Origin of the sequence: Actinoalloteichus sp. AHMU CJ021, assembly GCF_002895405.1 — a bacterium.
GTDB classification, from domain to species: Bacteria; Actinomycetota; Actinomycetes; order Mycobacteriales; family Pseudonocardiaceae; genus Actinoalloteichus_B; species Actinoalloteichus_B caeruleus.
Genome location: NZ_CP025990.1, coordinates 5,155,874 through 5,173,735, shown reverse-complemented (window position 1 = coordinate 5,173,735; position 17,862 = coordinate 5,155,874). Strand labels below are relative to the sequence as shown.

Below are 17,862 nucleotides of genomic sequence, written 5' to 3'. Positions count from 1 at the left end.
CTCAGTCCTGGTAGGCGGACAGCGGCGGGCAGGAGCAGACGAGGTTGCGGTCGCCACGGGCACCGTCGATCCGCCGCACCGGGGGCCACACCTTGTCCCGGTGGCGGCCGGTGGGGAACGCGGCGAGCTCCCGCTCGTAGGGGTGCCGCCAGTCCCCGGCCAGGGAGGCCGCGGTGTGGGGCGCGTTGCGCAACGGGTTGTCCTCGGCCGGCCACTCCCCGGAACCGACCCGGTCGATCTCCCCCCTGATGGCGATCATCGCGTCGCAGAAGCGGTCGAGCTCCGCCAGGTCCTCGCTCTCGGTCGGCTCGACCATGAGGGTCCCGGCGACCGGGAAGGACATCGTGGGGGCGTGCAGGCCGTAGTCGGCGAGGCGCTTGGCGACGTCGTCGACCGTCACCCCGGTCGTCCTGGTCAGCTCACGCAGGTCGAGGATGCACTCGTGGGCCACGTGGCCACCCGCGCCCGTGTAGAGCACCGGGTAGTGGGGCGACAGCCGAGCAGCGACGTAGTTCGCGGCGGCGACGGCGGTGAGGGTGGCCCGTCGCAACCCCTCGGCGCCCATCATCCGCACGTAGGCCCAGGAGATCGGCAGGATGGAGGCGCTCCCCCAGGGCGCCGCGCTGATCGGCCCGACCCCGGTCGCCGGTCCGGCCGCCGGTTGGAGGGGGTGGTTGGGCAGGAAGGGCGCCAGGTGCGCCCGGACGCCGACCGGCCCCACTCCCGGTCCACCTCCGCCGTGCGGGATGCAGAACGTCTTGTGCAGGTTCAGGTGGGAGACATCGGCACCGAACCGGCCCGGGCGGGCCAGGCCGATCAACGCGTTCAGGTTGGCCCCGTCGACGTAGACCTGTCCGCCGGCGTCGTGCACCTCGGCGCACACCTCGCGGACGGTGTCCTCGTAGACGCCGTGGGTCGAGGGGTAGGTGATCATGATGGCGGCCAGGTCGTGGCGGTGTTCCCCGACGAGCCGGCGCAGGTCCGGGAGGTCGACGTTCCCGGACTCGTCGCAGCGGACCACCACGACGCGCATGCCCGCCATCACCGCGCTCGCGGCGTTGGTCCCGTGGGCGCTCGCGGGGATCAGGCAGACGTCGCGGTGCGGCTCGCCCCGGTCGCGGTGGTAGGCGCGGATCGCCAGCAGTCCGGCGAACTCGCCTTGGCTCCCGGCGTTGGGCTGGAGGCTCACCGCGTCGTACCCGGTGATCTCGGCCAGCCACCGTTCCAGGTCCTCGACCACGGACAGCAGCCCGGCGGCGTCGGATGCGGGGGCGAAGGGGTGCAGCCCGGCGAACTCGGGCCACGTGATGGGTTCCATCTCGGCGGTCGCGTTCAGCTTCATGGTGCAGGAACCGAGCGGGATCATCGTGCGGTCGAGGGCCAGGTCCGAGTCCGCGAGTCGGCGCAGGTAGCGCAGCAGCGCGGTCTCCGACCGGTGCGCCTCGAAGACCGGGTGGGTGAGGTAGCCGCTGGTACGGCGCAGCCCGTCCGGGACCGCGTCCGGTGTCCGCCGGTCCAGGTCGTCGACGTCGGGCCGCGGGTCGGACGGCACGGAGGCGTCCGACCCGAACGCTCGCCAGACGAGGTCGAGGTGGCCGCGGGTGGTGTCCTCCCCGCAGGACACGCCGACGTGGTCGGCGTCGACGAGCCGAAGGTTGACGCCGAGGTCGCGTGCGGCGGCCACCACCCGCTCCGCGCGACCCGGCACCTCCACGACGACGGTGTCGAAGAAGTGGTCGTGGACCACGCGGAGCCCGGCCCGCCGCAGCCCCTCGGCCAGCACCACGGCCATCCGGTGCGTGCGCAGCGCGATGGTGCGCAGGCCCTCCGCTCCGTGGTGGACGGCGTACATCGCGGCCACCACGGCCAGCAGCACCTGGGCGGTGCAGATGTTGCTGGTGGCCTTCTCGCGGCGGATGTGCTGTTCCCTGGTCTGGAGGGCCAAGCGGTACGCCGTGGCGCCGTCCGCGTCGACGCTGACCCCCACCAGCCTCCCGGGCAGCTGCCGTTGGAGCCCTTCCCGGACGGAGAGGAACGCCGCGTGCGGCCCGCCGAAACCGAGGGGCACCCCGAAACGCTGGGTCGAGCCCACCACCGCGTCCACCCCGAACTCACCCGGCGGGCGGAGCAGGGTCAACGCCAGCAGGTCGGTGGCGGCCGCGACCAGGGCGCCGCGCTCGTGGGCGGCCTCGACGACGGCCTCGAGGTCGACGACCCGGCCCGAGGCGCCAGGGTAGGCGAGCAGGAGACCGAAGAAGTCCCCCTCGGGCAGGGCCGCGTCGCCGCCCAGCTCCACGAGTTCCAGCTCGATCCCGAGGGGTTCGGCCCGGGTCCGCAGCACCTCCACGGTCTGGGGGAGGGTGTCCGCGTCCACCAGGAACCGGTCGGACCGGGACCGGCCGGCCCGGCGCAGCAGGGTCATGGCCTCGGCGGCGGAGGTGGACTCGTCGAGCATCGAGGCGTTGGCGACGGGCAGGGCGGTGAGGTCGGCCACCACGGTCTGGAAGTTGAGCAGGGCCTCCAGCCGCCCCTGCGAGATCTCGGGCTGGTAGGGGGTGTAGGCGGTGTACCAGGCCGGGTTCTCCAGCACGTTCCGCCGGATCACCGGCGGGGTGATCGTGGAGTGGTATCCGAGACCGATCATCTGGACCATCGGCCGGTTCCTGGCCGCCAGGCCGCGCAGCTCCGCGAGGACCTCGTGCTCGGACAGCGGCCGTTCGAGCCCCACGGCCGGGCTGTCGTCGCGGATGTCCGCCGGCACCGCGCGGTCGGCGAGCTCCTCGAGCGAGCCGACCCCGACGACCGACAGCATCCGGGCCAGTCCCGCGTCGTCCGGGCCGATGTGGCGGTCGGCGAACGGCGTGGCTCGCTCCAACTCGGAGAGGGCTGGTGTGGGGCGGAGGGCGTGCTCTGACGTCGTCATGACCGGACCTCGGTAGTCGTCGGGCTTCCCGCCTCCGGGCAGGATGGCGAGGGCTCCCCCTCTGTCGCTACCCGGCGCGCGGGTGCCTGAGAGCTTCGCCCGGTCCACCAGCACCGGACTTGCACCGTCGGCGGGGCTGGTCAACGCCGGGTCGGAACCCGCCCGCTCACCCACCCTCTTTCCAGAGGTGTCTCGTCCACGCGGTCCTGGCTGCCTGAGAGGTTCCGGGGAAAGTTGCTCCTTCGGCGCCGCACCGGCATGCGGTGCGGACTCTCCCGCGTGGAGTCCTACGACTACACGCGTCAGCCTACCCGGCCGTGGCGCGCCCGCCCCTGCCCGTGCGGATCGTCCCGCGCACTGGACCTCGGCCGCCCCTCCGACGCGGCGCCGGGGTCACCCGGCGTGGTCACCTCGGGCCGCTCCGGGGATACCGAGCCGTCATCCGGCCCGCCGGGCGCCCTGCCGCGACGCGCGGCTCAACCAGTGCGCTGGGCTCGCCGTCGGGAGAGCTCGTCGACGTGGTCCTCCTGGATCTCCATACCGTCGGCGCGTTCGGCGGGGAACTCGTGGATCGTTCCGCTGATCTCCCGCATCGCTCCGCTCACGGCGATGCCGAACACGCCCTGCCCACCCTGCAGGAGGTCGACGACCTCCTCGGGCGACGTGCACTCGTACACGGTGGTGCCATCGCTGAACAACGTGATCCTCGCGAGGTCCCGGACACCTCGTTTTCGGAGGTGTTCCACCGCCACCCGGATGTTCTGCAGGGACACCCCGGTGTCGAGCAGCCGCTTGACGACCTTGAGGACCAGGAGGTCCTTGAAGGAGTACAACCGCTGGCTGCCGGAACCGTGGGCGCTGCGGATGGAGGGCCCCACCAGACCGGTCCGCGCCCAGTAGTCGAGCTGGCGGTAGGTGATGCCCGCGATCTGGCAGGCGGCGGCGCCCCGGTAGCCGACCAGTTCGTCCGGCAGCAGCGAGTCCGGGAACAAGGCGCCCTGCTCACCCGGAGTTGTCTGGATGGGCGAATCCTCGACCACGCCTGCCTCCTCCTCGTGCGGTCCCGAGACCGACGAACGTCGCCCTGGTGGTCGATCCGGACCACCGGACATCTGAGTATGCACCTGAGGTGGCACCACGGGTGCGCCTCGTCCTGGATGACGGTAGGACTGGCGTGCGAACAGGTCAACGCGACGCGCGGAGAACTCCACACGCTGAATTTACGTTCGACCTTGGTGGGGGTGCTCGGGGGCCGCAACTCGAGGGGCACCATGATCACCCGATTGACTGAACAAGCATCCTTCAGCGGAATCGACCCCGCCGTCGCGGCGCTCGCCGTCCGTGGCGGGTGACGCGGGCGCGAGGGCTAGGTGTCGGCGCCCCGGAAGTCCTCCGGCGAGACGGAGTCGAGGAACTCGCGGAACTTCTCGACCTCGTCCTCCTGCTCGTCCGGGATCATCAGGCCGGCCTCGGAGAGGACCTCCTCGTCGGCGTGGATGGGAACCCCGACCCGGAGGGCCAGTGCGACCGAGTCGCTCGGACGGGCCGACACCCGGACGTCGCCGTCGAAGACGAGCTCCGCGTAGAAGGTGCCCTCGCGCATGTCGGTGATCCGCACCTGCTCGAGCTCCCGGCCCAGCGCGCCGATCACGTCCTTGAGGAGGTCGTGCGTCAGGGGACGTGGAGGCCGAACACCCTGCTGTTCGAGGGCGATCGCGGTGGCCTCCACCGAGCCGATCCAGATCGGCAGGTAGCGCTCACCCTCGACCTCGCGCAGCAGGAGGATCGGTGTGTTGGCGGGTAGTTCCACCCGTACGCCGACCACACGCATCTCGCTGCTCATCGGGCCTCCCCTCCTCCCGCGAACCACGTCGAGCGGACATCACACAATCGAGGATGGCGCACTGACAGCATCGACGCTACCCGCCTCGGGCTCACTACGCTCGTGATTCTTCGTGTCAACTCGGCAACCATCCTTATGGCCGCCGTCCGCTCACCAACCACCGGTACTCCGGACGCTCGACCGCAGGAGCAGCTCGTAGAGGGTCGCCGAGAGGGCGGACAGCTCCCGCAGCCTCTCCTCCGCCCGGAGGCCGGCGTGGGGATCGCGGTCGGACGGCCTCTGCGGTGGGGCGACGGCCTGCGCCATCAACGCTACCTGCCGGTCGGCGGACGTCCGCAGGGCTCGGAGGTGCCTCGGCTCCAGACCGTAGTCGGCGGCGTGCCGCACCAGGCGCGCGATCCGCACGGCGTCCCGGTCGAAGAAGCCGACAGCTCCCGACCGGACCAGTCCGTAGTGTTCGAGCTCGACCAGCATGACCTCGTCGATGCCGGCGGCGGCGAGCATCTCCTCCCGGGTCAGCCGGGCCGCGCGACCAGCGTCCTCCGCCGCATCGCCCGGGCACGGGTCCGGGCGCTCCTCGCTCCGACCGCTCCAGCGCGGGTCGGCCTCGAGTCGATCGCGGATCCAGCTCAGGGGCAACCCCTGGTCCCGCTGAGCGGCGAGCACCAGGCGGAGGCGCGCGATGTCGTCCGACGTGAAGACGGGTGACCCGGACCGGGACTCGGAGGGCGATACCAAGCCCTCCGACACCAGGAAGAGAACCCTGGCCAGCGACAGGTCGGGGAAGTCGGGACGGAGCTCGGTGAGCACCGCCCCGACGCTGATCGCCTCGTGTCCGGGCCGCCCGGCCGGGGTCACCGCTCCTCCTGGCCCCCGATCGGACCGGTCAGGAAGACGAGCCGGAACTTGCCGATCTGGACCTCGTCGCCGTTGGCGAGCACCGCGGTGTCCACGGGCTCCCGGTTGACGTAGGTCCCGTTCAGGCTGCCGACGTCGACGACGACGAACTCGTCGCCCTCACGGCGGAACTCGGCGTGACGGCGGGACACCGTCACGTCGTCGAGGAAGATGTCGCTGTCCGGGTGACGCCCCGCACTGGTGGTCTCCCTGTCGAGCAGGAAGCGGGACCCGGCGTTCGGGCCCCTCTTGACCACCAGCAACGCGGAACCCGTCGGAAGAGCGTCGACCCCCGAGACCGCGGGCTCCGCCGCGGGGGAGTCGGAAGGCTCCACCTCGTTGAGGAAGTCCGCGCGGAAGACCGAGGTCTGTTCCGGGGACCGCTCCGGCGGAGTGCCGGGCCCGTCGTTGGTGCTCACCTGAGCTCTCCTCCTGCTGGTTAGGCGATCCAAAGCCGATCTCAAACTACCCTGCCGCCACCAACGCACGTGGCCCGACTCCCGTGGTCATGAACATTGGCGACCGGGAACCGGCGCCAATCCCTCTCGTACAGTTCCCACGCCCGCTCAGCCGTTGTCGGCCAGCTTGGCGTACTCACCCGCGTCCAGCAGACCCTCGAGCTCGCTCGGGTCGTCCGGCCGCACCTCGATCATCCACCCGTCCCCGTACGGGTCCTCGTTCAGGGACTCCGGTTGATCTTCCAACCCAGTGTTCCGAGTCAGGACCTCGCCGGCAAGGGGCATGTAGATCTCGGAGACGGACTTGGTCGACTCGACCTCCCCGATCGTATCGCCGGTCGCGAAGCGCTGGCCCGGCTCCGGCAGCTGGGTGAACACCACGTCCCCGAGCTGGCGCTGCGCGTAGTCCGTGATGCCGATCCGCACCGTGCCGGACTCCTGGATCGCCACCCACTCGTGCTCCTGGGTATAGCGCAACTCTTCCGGAACCGCCGACATCTCTCCTCCGATCACTGGTTCGCTGGGCTCATCCTGCCAAGGAGCCGGTGCCGGCGGAACTCCCCCCTACTCGGAGCTGACCCCGCTGGTCTCGGGGCGGGTCCCCGCCGCGGCCCCGCTCCCGAGGACGGCCCGCGCGCCCTGCCAGAGGTACAGCAGCCCGGACCACAGGTACAGCGCGCAGCCCCAGACCGTGAACGCGTACGCCACCGGCTGCGCGATGAGGCTGACGGTGGAGGTCCCCTGCGCCAACAGGAGGAGCGGGAACGCGTAGAGCAGGCAGAACGTCGCCGCCTTGCCGAGGTAGTGGACCTCGTAGGGCCCGAACCCGTGGTGTCGGAGGACGAGCAGGGCGAGACCGAGGACGATCTCCCTGGCGAAGAGGACCAGGACCAGCCAGAGCGGCACGATGTCCCGGATCGCGAAGGCCACCAGGGTGGCCGCGATGTACAACCGGTCGACCGCCGGGTCGAGCATGGCGCCCAACCGGCTCGACTGGTCCAGCCATCTGGCCAGCTTCCCGTCGAGCCAGTCGGTGATACCGCTGAGCACCAGGATCAGGAGCGCGGCGACGTCCGCGCGCGGGACGAGGAGCAGCCAGAGGAAGACCGGCACCCCGGCGAGCCGCAGGAAGCTCAACAGGTTCGGGACCGTGAGGATCCGGTCCTGTTTGATCGCCGTCCAGCTGGTGTCTCCCAGCTGCGCGCTGAGGAAGCCGTCCGGTGCCCCCTGCTCGTTCGGCCTGCCCTCGGGCCCCATCGCCACCCCATTCACGTCCTGGTCCCAGGGCCGCTTGCCCCCTCGCGCCCCAGGTCAAGCCTTACACACCGGCCTGACTGGGGCGCCGAGTGCTCCCGTCAGGAGCTCGTGCGGCTCCAACCGCGCCGCTGGAGCTGCGCGTTGGTGAGGGTCAGGGCACGCCCCCTGTCGTCCACGCCGACCCAACGGGCCCGGCCCGGGGCGTCCTCGAGGACGTACGCGTGGCCCCTACTCCACACGACGGTGAAGGGGGTGGTCGGCGGGGTGTCGGACGTCGTCTCGGTTCCCACGGCCATGTCAACGCTCATGCGCGGTCGCACCTCCATCAGGACTGTCGGCACCACGGCGTGCCGCGTTAGCTCCCTGATCCAGATTCTCGGACAGAGGCAAGCGCTTCTCACGTTCTTCTGCCTCGCGGCGAGCCGACCGGCCGGAGCAGCTCGCCGAGCAGCGCGGACCGGTGGTGCCGGGCTGACCGGCCGCGCGTCCCGATGGCACCGTTCGTCGTCCGGGCCGACCGACGAACGGTCGCGTGGCCCAGCCCCTCCGCCTGCTCGCCCGATCTTCCGGCGGTAGCTTTACGAGAGCCGGGTGGCGACACCGTCGGTGCCGACGCCCGGGTTTCCGTGTTGACCGTTGCCCGACATGAGGTGGGACCTGTGACCACGCCATACACGCTGCCCGATCTGCCCTACGACTTCGGGGCGCTGGAACCGCACATCTCCGGCGAGATCATGGAGCTGCACCACGACAAGCACCACGCGACCTACGTCAAGGGCGCCAACGACGCGTTGGAGCGCATGGCGGAGGCCCGGGACAAGAACGACCTGGGCTCGGCCAACCTGCTCCAGAAGAACCTCGCGTTCAACCTCGCCGGTCACGTGAACCACTCCGTCTTCTGGCCGAACCTGTCCCCCGACGGTGGTGACAAGCCGGACGGCGAGCTGGGCGCGGCCATCGACGAGTTCTTCGGTTCCTTCGACGGGTTCCGGGCGCACTTCACGGCGAACGCGCTGGGCATCCAGGGCTCCGGCTGGTCGATCCTGGCCTGGGACTCGCTGGGGCAGCGGCTGATCCTCGAGCAGCTCTACGACCACCAGGGCAACCTGGCCGCCGGCTCGTACCCGCTGCTCATGCTCGACATGTGGGAGCACGCCTTCTACCTGCAGTACCGCAACGTCAAGGCGGACTACGTCAAGGCGTTCTGGAACATCGTCAACTGGGCCGACGTGACGCAGCGGTTCACCGCCGCCCGGGGCGTCAAGATCGGTTGATCCGACCAGCGGGGTGGGGCGGGCCGCCACTGAGCCGGTCCGCCCCGCCACGTGGGCGCGTTGCCCGAGGACGCGGTCGGTGGTACCGAGCCGGTCAGGGTGCCGTGCCCGCCTCGGCCCGGGTCAACACGAACAGGCTCTCCGGGCCCCGCATGAGCCTGCTCCGGCGCCACCCGACCTCCTCGGGGGGCCCGGCCAGCCGGAGCCCGGGAAACCGCCTCAGCAGCACCCCCAGACCGATCTCGGCCTCGGCCCGCGCCAGCGGCGCTCCGAGGCAGTAGTGGATGCCGTGCCCGAAGGCCAGGTGGCCCGCGCTCCGTCGGCGGAGGTCCAGCCGGTCGGGCTCGGGGAAACGGGACGGGTCCCGGTCGGCGGCACCGAGCGAGACCATCACGACGGCGTCGGCCGGCAGGTCGACCCCCGCGAGCCGCACCGGTTCGGTGGTGAACCGGAAGGTGGCGACGTTCACCGGACCGTCGTGCCGCAGGAGCTCCTCGACCGCGGCCGGCAGCCGAGCGAGGTCCGCGCGCAGCCAGGCGAGCTGCTCGGGATGGGTGAGCAGGGAGAGCACGGCGGTACCCAGCAGGTTCGTGGTGGTCTCGTGGCCGGCGATCAGCAGCAGGGCCGCCAGCGAGACGAGTTCGCCCTCGCTGAGCCGGTCGCCCGCGTCCCGGGCGGCGATCAGCTCGGAGAGCAGGTCGTCGCCGGGTTGGCGGCGACGCCGTTCGACCAGTTCGGACAGGTAGTCCGCGAGTTGGTGGGACGCCTCGTCGATCACCTCGGGCTGCCCGGCGAGGAAAAGCCGCGAGGACCACGCGCCGAGCGCCGCGCGGTCGGCCTCGGGGACGGCGAGCAGTTCGCAGATGACGGTCACCGGCAGGGGCAGCGCGAAACGCTCGACGAGGTCCACCGGGCCGGCCTCGGCCGCCATCGACTCGGCCAGTCCCTCGGCGATGGCCCGGATCCTCGGGCGCAGGCGGTGGACCGCCGCCGGTGTGAAGGCCGCCCTGGCCAGGCCCCGGAGCCGTGTGTGGTCCGGTGGGTCGGTGGCCAGCATGGTCTGGCTGACGGCCGGGGCGAGGTCCCTGCGCCGGCCGCTCCTCGCGAAGATGTGGCCCGCGGCGCGCACGTCCTTGCTGATCCTGCCGTCGGCCAGGGCCTCCCGGGCCTCGGCGTACCCGAGGACGATCCAGGCCTCGTGGCCCCCGGGGGACCTGACCTGGCGCACCGGGCACTCGGCCCGCAGGCGGGCGTAGGTGGGGTGGGGGTCGCGGAACCACTCGTCCTGGAAGAGGTCGGGCCCGTCCTCGTCCCCGGTGGGCGGCTGGTCTGGTGCCCGCCGTGCCGCCGCCGAGGGACAACCCGCCCCGATCGGGCGCTCGGCCGGGCCGTCCGCCCCCTGGCCGGGCTTCGGGACGTCCGGGTGGTGCTCCCCTGCTGCCGCCATGCCGATCAGGCCCCCGAGGGCACGTCGTCGGAGGCGCGCTCGCCCCGGTGGGGCCGCACCAGCGCCGAGGAGACGAAGGCGACCGAGACCCGACGCAGGAAGGCGGTCTCGCTGGCCAGGTCAGGCGGTAGGGCGGTCTCCGGCCCGGGGTCGGGGGAGGCCGAGTCGCCACCACCGGGGTCGACCGGCCGGCCGGACCGGGCGCCGGCGATGGCCGCGCTGATCACCGCCGCCTCGACGGTGGCGGCGAGGTCCTCTCCCGTGAGACCGGCCGCGCGGCCCGCGCCGCCCACCTGTTCGGCGACGGAGGGGTCCCGATAGGGCCGGAGCGCGAGCACACCGTCCCGGATCTCGATGACGCGGCGGTAGAGGCGCATGCCCACGTCGCGCCGGCCGTAGTCGCCCTTGACGGCGTCGGGGGAGGTCAGCGCGATCTCCGGCACGGCCTCGTACAGCGCCGCCCACAGCGGGCGCAGCTCACGGTAGGCGCGCCACTCCCCCGGAGCCCTGACGAGCCGGTTGATGATCGGGGCGACGGCGGGCAGCAGCAGCCCGACGGTCATGACCAGCACGGACGCCGCCGGCATCCCGACCGACATCGCGCAGCCGAAGTTGTCGAACGGCGTGACGCAGTAGGACTCCGACCCGGTTTCGGGCCCCTCCAACGCGGCGCGCGTCGTGCTGTACAGCTTCTCCGCGACGTACGAGAGTCCCAGGACGCAGCCGACGGCGAGGACCCGGAGTCCGATGCGCAGGCTCCCGCCCGTGGCGTTCGAGTACCTCAACCCCAGCCAGGCGAGGTCGACCAGGACGGCGCCCAGGTAGGCGGAGTAGACGAGGACGTAGCCGGCGAGTGTCGGGTGGGTCGAGTAGTACTCGCCGAACAGCCCCCGGGACTCGGGGATGTCGGCGGCGAGGAACAGGACGAGGAGCGCGAGTTCGGCGACCGCGAACACCAGGAACCGGCGGGGGGCCCGTCGGCGTGCCTCCTCGGGCGGGTGAGCGAGGTACAGCAGCAGCATCACCGCGGAGAAGGCGGCGGCGAGGGTCCCGAGGTTGGACAGCAACCGGCCGATGTTGGGGTAGATGCCGGCGAGCACGGCCTGCGTCGCGGGGGCGAGGACGAGGAAGGCGAACCCCAGTGAACCCAGCACGCCGACGAGCGCCCACCTGCCCGGGTTCCCGCCAGGGCCCCGTCTCAGGTTGCGCACCGCCCGGAAGGCCGCGGCGAGGGAGACGAGCAGCGAGACGGTCAGGAACAGTGCGGTGACCATTCACACCCCAAAGATGTCTTCGGCTCGGTCCGCGGCCTGGGCGATGTCCGGCGAGGTGTCCGATCGGTGGGAGCGCCTGGGTGGTGCGCCCGCCCGCCCCAGGATGAGCGAGGCGATCATCTCGGCCTCCTGTTCCTCCACCGCGGAGTAGGAGGAACGCCCTAAGGTCCTCACGACCACGTCCGGATCGAGGTCCGGGGCCAGCGCGCGGAGGAAGTCGCGGTCCAGCAGGTGCGCCCCGGCGTGGTCGGAGATCATGTGCCCCACCTCGTGCAGCACGATGTGCCACACGTGGAGGGGGGTCGTCCGGGCGTGGGCGATCACGTCCATGTCGCCGAGATCGAGCCACATCCCGCACGCCCGGCCCGCGACGTGGTCGCTGGGGTGCAGCGTGATGGGGCGCCCTCGGTGGTGGGCGAGCCGGTCGAGGAACACGGTGAGGTCGAACGGGCGGGGGATCCCCGCGCTCCGGTCGAGCTGACGCACCCGTTCCTCACAGCGCCGGCGCAGGTCGTGGTAGTGCACCGAGGTGGCCACCTCCCTCGTCAACGGCGGCGCGTGCGGGCGTGCCATCCGTAGGCACGCCAGGGGTTGCCGCGTCGTCCGCGTCCGCTGGTCACCGACCACGTTCCCTTCCCTCCCGGTGCTCCTCGAGGGCGGGCGGCACGGCTCGTGACCGTGTCCGGGCCGGACCCGTGGTTCCCCTGGCCGCCACACCACGGGTGGCCGCTGGCCCGGCGGACGGCGGGGCACCCCGGGTGTAGGACCACCAGCGGCGGGTCAACCGCGGTGCGCACCGCGCGGGTGACCGACGTGGCGGGCTGGCGGGGGACCCGCCGATCATTATGCCGTCCGGAGCGAGCCCGACATCCCCCCAACCCGGGGCACCACCGTTCGGCCGAACGACGGATCTCCGCCTGGAGCAGCGAAGCGCGGCGCGGCGCGCGGACGAGTCCCGACCTGCCCGCCCCGGTGGACGCCGGGAAGTGGGACGGCTGGCAGGAGGGAGCGGGGAGTGGGACCGCGCCCCTGCCCCGGTCCCGGGCTCAGCGACGTGGGTCGTCGGTGTCGGACGCCGTGGCGGGTGGGGGCGTCCGCCCAGCGGCCCGCATCTGGCTGATCTCCTCCACGATCCGGGCCACCGAGCGTCGTGCGTCGTCGTCGAGCTGCATGGTGCGGAGGGCGACGTCCCGGACGTTGGCGTCGCGCAGGGCGTTGACGAGGTCGAGTTGGGCGTCGACACGGTGCGCGAGCGCGTCGTCGAAGAAGTAGCCGACGTGGACTCCGAAGAACTCGGCGAGCGCCTCCAGGTGCCGCTTGGTGGGGTTGTCCGACCGTCCCTTCCGGAGCGCCCAGATGTAGCTCTGGGAGATGTTCACCCCACGTTCGCGGATCGCGGCGGCGACGTGCTCGTTGCTGTACTCCCCCTGTCCCGGCGGGTGCACGCGGGCGAAGAGGTGGTTCAGCTTGCCGGCCAGTGTGCGCGTCTCGGGCTTCTCCGCCTCGGCCATCGCCACCCTCTCAGTCCCCCCGACTTAGACTCACAACGACCCCAACGGAGCAATCTCTTCACGTGGGTTGAAACGGACTCCGCTCTCACCTTAGACTCGCGGCGAGGAACGACTCAACTGTCCTGAAAGCATCCTCCGATCCACTTTCAGTGGAGTGGAAATGCCGAGGGGGCACCGGTCTTCCTTGTCTGGGGGCTGGGGGGCAGTCCACCACTTGGGCGCAGGGGAGGCACCCAGGTGGTGGGCAAATCCCTCGTCCACACCCCGTTCTCGCCGATCCCGGCACTGGGTGTTGACACCGCGAGCCCGAACGACCACAGCCTACCGCCAGCCGGCCCACGGCCGGCGAGGATCGCGATGGCACGGCTCCGCTTCCCCGCTCTCTCCGTCTCCCGTCGCCGCCACGTCCGGCGTCCCCACACACCGGGGAGCCGGCGCACCGCTGGCAGGGACGGTCCCGCCAGGGGCCAGGAGCCGTGAACCCGCCCGCCGGCTCCCGACGTCGCGGGCGGGGACCCGAGGGAACTCGGGGGCGCCGGAGCCGGACCGGATGAGTGGGCGGGCTCCCGTCGGAGGCGCGGAGCTCCCCTGGCGGTGACGGGGCCACGTCGGCGGGAGGGGGATCGGGCCGACGGGCGGTTCCGACCGACCACCCCTCGCCGAGGGCGCGCTGGCCGGTCGGACCGCCCGTTCGTCACCCCGAGGGCCACCCGGGTGACGGGCCGGAGGTCAGTGCCCCCGGTCAATCCACTCCTGGAGGTGCGGGGCCTCCGCTCCGATCGTCGTGGTGTCCCCGTGCCCGGTGTGGACGACGGTCTCCGCCGGCAACGTCAGCAGGCGGTCCCGGATCGAGGCGATGATCGTCGGGAAATCGGAGAAGGACCGTCCGGTGGCACCGGGGCCGCCCTGGAACAGGGTGTCACCGGTCAGGACCGCGGTCAGCTCGGGCACGTGCAGGCTGACCGAACCCCAGCTGTGACCGGGCGTGGCCAACACCCGCAGGGTCAGACCGGCCACGGTGAGCTCGGCACCGTCCACCAGCTCACCATCGGGTGCCCGGCCGGGGTGCGCGACATCCCAGAGGTGGCGGTCCTCCGGGTTGATCAGCACAGGAGCGCCGGTCGCCGAGGCGACCTCGACCGCGGCGTTGACGTGGTCGTTGTGCCCGTGGGTGCAGGCGACGGCCACGACCGAGCGGTCGCCCACCGCGGCCAGCACCGCCCGCGCGTCGTGCGCCGGGTCGACGACCAGCACCTCGCGGTCGTCGCCCACGAGCCAGACGTTGTTGTCCACGTCGAAGTCCTGACCGTCCAGGCTGAAGGTGCCCGAGGTCACCACACGTTCGATCGAGGCGGCCATCAGAGCATCACCACCGAGCGCAGCACGTCGCCGTGGTGCATCCTCTCGAACGCCTCCTCCACGTCGTCGAGCGAGATCCGCTCGGTGACGAAGTCGGCGAGGTTCAGCCGTCCCTGGAGGTACAGGTCGATGAGCATGGGGAAGTCCCGGTCGGGCAGGCAGTCGCCGTACCAGGAGGACTTCACCGCCCCGCCCCGGGAGAAGACGTCCAGCAGCGGCAGTTCGATGGTCATCTCCGGAGTGGGCACCCCCACCAGGACGACGGTTCCGGCCAGGTCACGGGCGTAGAAGGCCTGGCGGAAGGTCTCGGGCCGCCCGACGGCGTCGATGACGACGTCCGCGCCGAAGCCGTTGGTCAGCTCGCGGACGCGCTCCACGACGTCGACCTCACGCGCGGCCACGGTGTGGGTGGCGCCGAACCGGCGCGCCGTCTCCAACTTCCGCTCGTCGATGTCGACGGCGATGATCGTCGACGCCCCGGCGAGCCTGCTCCCGGCGATCGCGGCGTCGCCAACGCCCCCGCACCCGATCACCGCCACGCTGTCGCCCCGGCCGACCGATCCGGTGTTGATGGCGGCCCCGATGCCGGCCATCACGCCGCAGCCCAGCAGGCCCGCGACGGCCGGTTCGGCGGCGGGGTCGACCTTGGTGCACTGCCCGGCGTGCACCAGGGTCTTCTCGGCGAAGGCCCCGATGCCCAGCGCCGGGGTGAGCGGTGTTCCGTCGGCCAGGGTCATCTTCCTGGCCGCGTTGTGCGTGTCGAAGCAGTACCAGGGGCGGCCTCGCCGACAGGCGCGGCACTTCCCGCACACCGCGCGCCAGTTCAGCACCACGTAGTCCCCCGGCCGGAGGTCGGTGACGCCCTCGCCGACCTCCTCCACGACGCCGGCGGCCTCGTGCCCGAGCAGGAAGGGGAACTCGTCGTTGATCCCGCCCTGGCGGTAGTGCAGGTCGGTGTGGCAGACCCCGCAGGCCAGGACGCGGACCACCGCCTCCCCGGGCCCCGGGTCGGGTACCACGATCGTCTCCACCGTGACGGGCGCGTCCTTGCTCCTGGACACGACTCCGCGAACCTCGTGCGGCAACGGACCGGACCTCCCTCGTGTGGTGCTCGGCCGCCCGGGACGGGCGGCCACGGCCAGAGGTAGATCCTGCTGGACGTGGCCGACGAGCGCCACCGCCACGTTCTGGTGGTGCGCACTCGCCGGCCACCTGCCGGCCGTCCCCCGTCAGTCCGTCACTCGGCGCCGGCCAGCGCGGCGCGCGCGGTCGCGCTGGCGCTCACCAACGCGCGCAACGCCGGCTCGACCTCCGGGTAGCCACGGGTCTTGAGCCCGCAGTCCGGGTTGATCCACAACCGCTGCCCTGGGACGGCGGCGAGCGCCGCCTCCACGAGGCCGGTGACCTCCTCGACCGCGGGGACCCGGGGCGAGTGGATGTCGTACACGCCCGGACCGACGCCGCGTCGGTACCCGATCTCGTGCAGGTCCGCCAGGACCTCCATCCGCGATCGGGCGGCCTCGATGGTGGTGACGTCGGCGTCCAGCCCGTCGATCGCCTCGATGACGTCCCCGAACTCCGAGTAGCAGAGGTGGGTGTGGATCTGGGTGCCGTCCGAGACCCCCGCGGTCGCCAGGCGGAAGGCGTCCACGGCCCACGACAGGTACGCGGCACGGTCGGCGGCGCGCAACGGCAGGAGTTCCCGCAGCGCCGGTTCGTCGACCTGGATGACCCGCAGACCGGCGGCCTCGAGATCGCGGACCTCCCCGCGCAGCGCCAGCGCCACCTGGGCGGCGGTGTCCGCGAGCGGTTGGTCGTCCCGGACGAAGGACCAGGCCAGGATGGTCACCGGTCCGGTGAGCATTCCCTTGACCGGGCGGTCGGTCAGGCTCTGGGCGTAGGAACTCCAGTCGACCGTGATCGGGGCGGGACGGCTGACGTCCCCGTGCAGGATCGGGGGTCGCACGCACCGGGAACCGTAGGACTGCACCCAGCCGTGCTCGGTGGCGGCGAACCCGTCGAGGTGCTCGGCGAAGTACTGCACCATGTCGTTGCGTTCCGGCTCACCGTGGACGAGCACGTCCAGGCCGATGTCCTCCTGGAAGCGGATGACCCGCTCGATCTCGATCCGCATCCGACGGCGGTACTCGTCCTCGGAGAGGCGGCCGGCCCGGCGCAGCGCGCGCGCCCTGCGGATGTCGTCGGTCTGCGGGAAGGAGCCGATGGTGGTGGTCGCCAGCGGCGGCAGCCCCAGCTTGTCCTGCTGGGCCTTGGCGCGGACCTCGTAGTCGCCCCGGGTCCGGTGCTCGGGCCGCAACGCGTCGATCTGGGCCCGGACCTGGTGGTTGCGACCGGCGGCGCTGGACCGGCCGGCCAGGACCTCCCGGGCGCCGGCCAGTTCCTCGGCGACCTCCCCCGTCCCGCCGGTGAGCGCGCGCTCGAGCAGGACGACCTCGGCGACCTTCTGCTCCGCGAAGGCCAGCCAGGAGCGGACGGTGGGGTCGATGCGCGTCTCGCGACGGACGTCGTAGGGCACGTGCAGCAGCGGTGCCGAGCTGGAGACGTGCACCGAGCCGGCCACCCCCAGCAGGGTGGCGCAGGCGCCCAGCGCGGCGTCCAGGTCGGTGCGCCAGATGTTGCGGCCGTCGACGACGCCGGCGAGGACGGTCTTGGTCCGCAGGCCGCTCAGCCCGGTCAGGTCGTCCACGGAGGCGGGGCCGGCCACCAGGTCGACGGCCACGGCCTCCACCCCGGTGTCGGCGAGCACGCCCAGCGCGGGGCCGAGGTCGCCGTAGTAGCCGGCGACCAGCAGCGCCGGGCGGTTGGCTACGGCGGAGAGCCGGTCGTAGGCGGCGCGGAGTGCGGCCAGGTCGCCCTCGGAGCGGTCGGCCGCGAAGGCGGGCTCGTCCAGCTGCACCCACTCGACACCCGCCTCGCCGAGCTCGGTCAGCAGCCGCTCGTAGACGGGCAGCAGCCGGTCGAGGAGGCTCAGCGGGGTGAAGTCCTCCGGCGCGTCCTCGGCGCGCTTCGCCAGCAGCAGGAAGGTCACGGGCCCGAGCACCACCGGCCTGGTGGTCACCCCCAGCGCCCTGGCCTCCCGGTACTCGGCGACCGGTTTGTCGTCCGACAGCGAGAACTCGGTGTCGGGGCCCAGTTCGGGGACGAGGTAGTGGTAGTTGGTGTCGAACCACTTCGTCATCTCGAGGGGGGCCGCGTCGCCACGTCCCCGAGCGGCGGCGAAGTAGGTGTCGAGCGGGTCGAGACCGAGCCGCCGGAAACGGTCCGGGACCGCGCCGAGCATGACGGCGGTGTCGAGGACCTGGTCGTAGTAGGAGAAGGTGTTGCCGGGGACGGAGCCGAGGCCTGCCTCCAGCAGGCCGGTCCACGTCTCGGACCGGATGCTCGCGCCGACCCGGCGGAGTTCGTCCTGGTCGATCCGCCCGGCCCAGTACGCCTCGACGGCGCGCTTGAGTTCACGGTCGCGGCCGATCCTGGGGTAGCCGAGCACGGTCGAGCCCAACGGGGTCGGGGCGGGGCGGGGGGTGGTCGGAACGTCGGTCACTGCTCTCTCCTCGCGAGCTCGTACCACGTCCGGCCGGGGAGGCGGTGTTCCCGCGCG

The 17,862-nt window shown here is 72.0% G+C and carries 16 protein-coding genes and 1 riboswitch; of the genes, 1 reads left to right on the top strand and 15 read right to left on the bottom strand.

The features are described from left to right. Nucleotide 1 precedes the first annotated feature (1 nt). The 8 genes from gcvP to C1701_RS21955 all read right to left on the bottom strand — a co-directional run bounded on the left by gcvP (nt 2) and on the right by C1701_RS21955 (nt 7,686). The gene (gcvP, locus tag C1701_RS21990) at nt 2–2,923 is read right to left on the bottom strand and encodes an aminomethyl-transferring glycine dehydrogenase (RefSeq protein ID WP_103057146.1); all 2,922 of its coding nucleotides are present in this window, start codon (nt 2,921–2,923) and stop codon (nt 2–4) included. Nucleotides 2,924–3,114: 191 nt separating this feature from the next. Next, nucleotides 3,115–3,211: riboswitch (glycine riboswitch) on the bottom strand. Between the two features lie 188 nt (nt 3,212–3,399). Then, nucleotides 3,400–3,963 carry a MerR family transcriptional regulator gene (locus C1701_RS21985; RefSeq protein ID WP_026418753.1) on the bottom strand — a complete coding sequence of 188 codons (564 nt, stop codon included), beginning with the start codon at nt 3,961–3,963 and terminating at the stop codon, nt 3,400–3,402. A 326-nt stretch (nt 3,964–4,289) separates the two neighbouring features. Next, on the bottom strand, nt 4,290–4,766 hold the full coding sequence (locus C1701_RS21980; RefSeq protein ID WP_016698100.1) for a bifunctional nuclease family protein: 477 nt from the start codon (nt 4,764–4,766) through the stop codon (nt 4,290–4,292). 150 nt (nt 4,767–4,916) lie between these two features. Then, the gene (gene ftsR, locus C1701_RS21975; protein WP_026418752.1) at nt 4,917–5,624 is read right to left on the bottom strand and encodes a transcriptional regulator FtsR; all 708 of its coding nucleotides are present in this window, start codon (nt 5,622–5,624) and stop codon (nt 4,917–4,919) included. Next, the gene (gene garA, locus C1701_RS21970; RefSeq protein WP_026418751.1) at nt 5,621–6,082 is read right to left on the bottom strand and encodes a glycogen accumulation regulator GarA; all 462 of its coding nucleotides are present in this window, start codon (nt 6,080–6,082) and stop codon (nt 5,621–5,623) included. The genes ftsR and garA overlap by 4 nt, the downstream gene beginning before the upstream one ends. Nucleotides 6,083–6,229: 147 nt before the next feature. Further along, nucleotides 6,230–6,619, bottom strand: coding sequence for a glycine cleavage system protein GcvH (gene gcvH, locus C1701_RS21965; protein ID WP_026418750.1), 390 nt, complete (start codon nt 6,617–6,619; stop codon nt 6,230–6,232). Between the two features lie 66 nt (nt 6,620–6,685). Beyond that, nucleotides 6,686–7,384: a CDP-alcohol phosphatidyltransferase family protein gene (locus C1701_RS21960; protein ID WP_245588795.1), complete on the bottom strand. Its 699-nt coding sequence runs from the start codon at nt 7,382–7,384 to the stop codon at nt 6,686–6,688. A gap of 92 nt (nt 7,385–7,476) precedes the next feature. Next, nucleotides 7,477–7,686, bottom strand: coding sequence for a hypothetical protein (locus C1701_RS21955; RefSeq protein WP_026418748.1), 210 nt, complete (start codon nt 7,684–7,686; stop codon nt 7,477–7,479). 351 nt (nt 7,687–8,037) lie between these two features. On the opposite strand from C1701_RS21955, the gene C1701_RS21950 reads away from it, so the two are divergent. Beyond that, on the top strand, nt 8,038–8,652 hold the full coding sequence (locus C1701_RS21950) for a superoxide dismutase (RefSeq protein WP_026418747.1): 615 nt from the start codon (nt 8,038–8,040) through the stop codon (nt 8,650–8,652). Between the two features lie 94 nt (nt 8,653–8,746). Here the strand turns inward: C1701_RS21950 and C1701_RS21945 are convergent, their stop codons facing one another. The 7 genes from C1701_RS21945 to metE form a co-directional block, all read right to left on the bottom strand. Beyond that, on the bottom strand, nt 8,747–10,099 hold the full coding sequence (locus tag C1701_RS21945) for a cytochrome P450 family protein (RefSeq protein WP_248783889.1): 1,353 nt from the start codon (nt 10,097–10,099) through the stop codon (nt 8,747–8,749). A 5-nt stretch (nt 10,100–10,104) separates the two neighbouring features. Next, nucleotides 10,105–11,373, bottom strand: a complete 1,269-nt coding sequence (locus C1701_RS21940) for an MAB_1171c family putative transporter (protein ID WP_026418746.1) — start codon at nt 11,371–11,373, stop codon at nt 10,105–10,107. Then, entirely contained in the window at nt 11,374–11,946 is a 573-nt protein-coding gene (locus C1701_RS21935; protein WP_211237525.1) for a hypothetical protein, read from the bottom strand. 473 nt (nt 11,947–12,419) lie between these two features. Next, on the bottom strand, nt 12,420–12,884 hold the full coding sequence (locus C1701_RS21930) for a helix-turn-helix domain-containing protein (protein WP_030226867.1): 465 nt from the start codon (nt 12,882–12,884) through the stop codon (nt 12,420–12,422). 729 nt (nt 12,885–13,613) lie between these two features. After that, entirely contained in the window at nt 13,614–14,243 is a 630-nt protein-coding gene (locus C1701_RS21925) for an MBL fold metallo-hydrolase (RefSeq protein WP_026418744.1), read from the bottom strand. Further along, entirely contained in the window at nt 14,243–15,328 is a 1,086-nt protein-coding gene (locus C1701_RS21920) for an S-(hydroxymethyl)mycothiol dehydrogenase (RefSeq protein ID WP_035292035.1), read from the bottom strand. Before C1701_RS21920 ends, C1701_RS21925 begins: the two co-directional genes overlap by 1 nt. Before the next feature lie 152 nt (nt 15,329–15,480). Then, entirely contained in the window at nt 15,481–17,805 is a 2,325-nt protein-coding gene (metE, locus tag C1701_RS21915) for a 5-methyltetrahydropteroyltriglutamate--homocysteine S-methyltransferase (protein WP_103056535.1), read from the bottom strand. Nucleotides 17,806–17,862: the final 57 nt, after the last annotated feature.

Bases quoted from the DNA above. Each gene is read 5' to 3' on its own strand.
- gcvH (WP_026418750.1), bottom strand. From the start codon at position 6,619: ATGTCGGCGGTTCCGGAAGAGTTGCGCTATACCCAGGAGCACGAGTGG.
- gcvP (WP_103057146.1), bottom strand. From the start codon at position 2,923: ATGACGACGTCAGAGCACGCCCTCCGCCCCACACCAGCCCTCTCCGAG.
- C1701_RS21935 (WP_211237525.1), bottom strand. From the start codon at position 11,946: ATGGCACGCCCGCACGCGCCGCCGTTGACGAGGGAGGTGGCCACCTCG.
- C1701_RS21930 (WP_030226867.1), bottom strand. From the start codon at position 12,884: ATGGCCGAGGCGGAGAAGCCCGAGACGCGCACACTGGCCGGCAAGCTG.
- C1701_RS21940 (WP_026418746.1), bottom strand. From the start codon at position 11,373: ATGGTCACCGCACTGTTCCTGACCGTCTCGCTGCTCGTCTCCCTCGCC.
- C1701_RS21955 (WP_026418748.1), bottom strand. From the start codon at position 7,686: ATGAGCGTTGACATGGCCGTGGGAACCGAGACGACGTCCGACACCCCG.
- C1701_RS21925 (WP_026418744.1), bottom strand. From the start codon at position 14,243: ATGGCCGCCTCGATCGAACGTGTGGTGACCTCGGGCACCTTCAGCCTG.
- C1701_RS21980 (WP_016698100.1), bottom strand. From the start codon at position 4,766: ATGAGCAGCGAGATGCGTGTGGTCGGCGTACGGGTGGAACTACCCGCC.
- C1701_RS21945 (WP_248783889.1), bottom strand. From the start codon at position 10,099: ATGGCGGCAGCAGGGGAGCACCACCCGGACGTCCCGAAGCCCGGCCAG.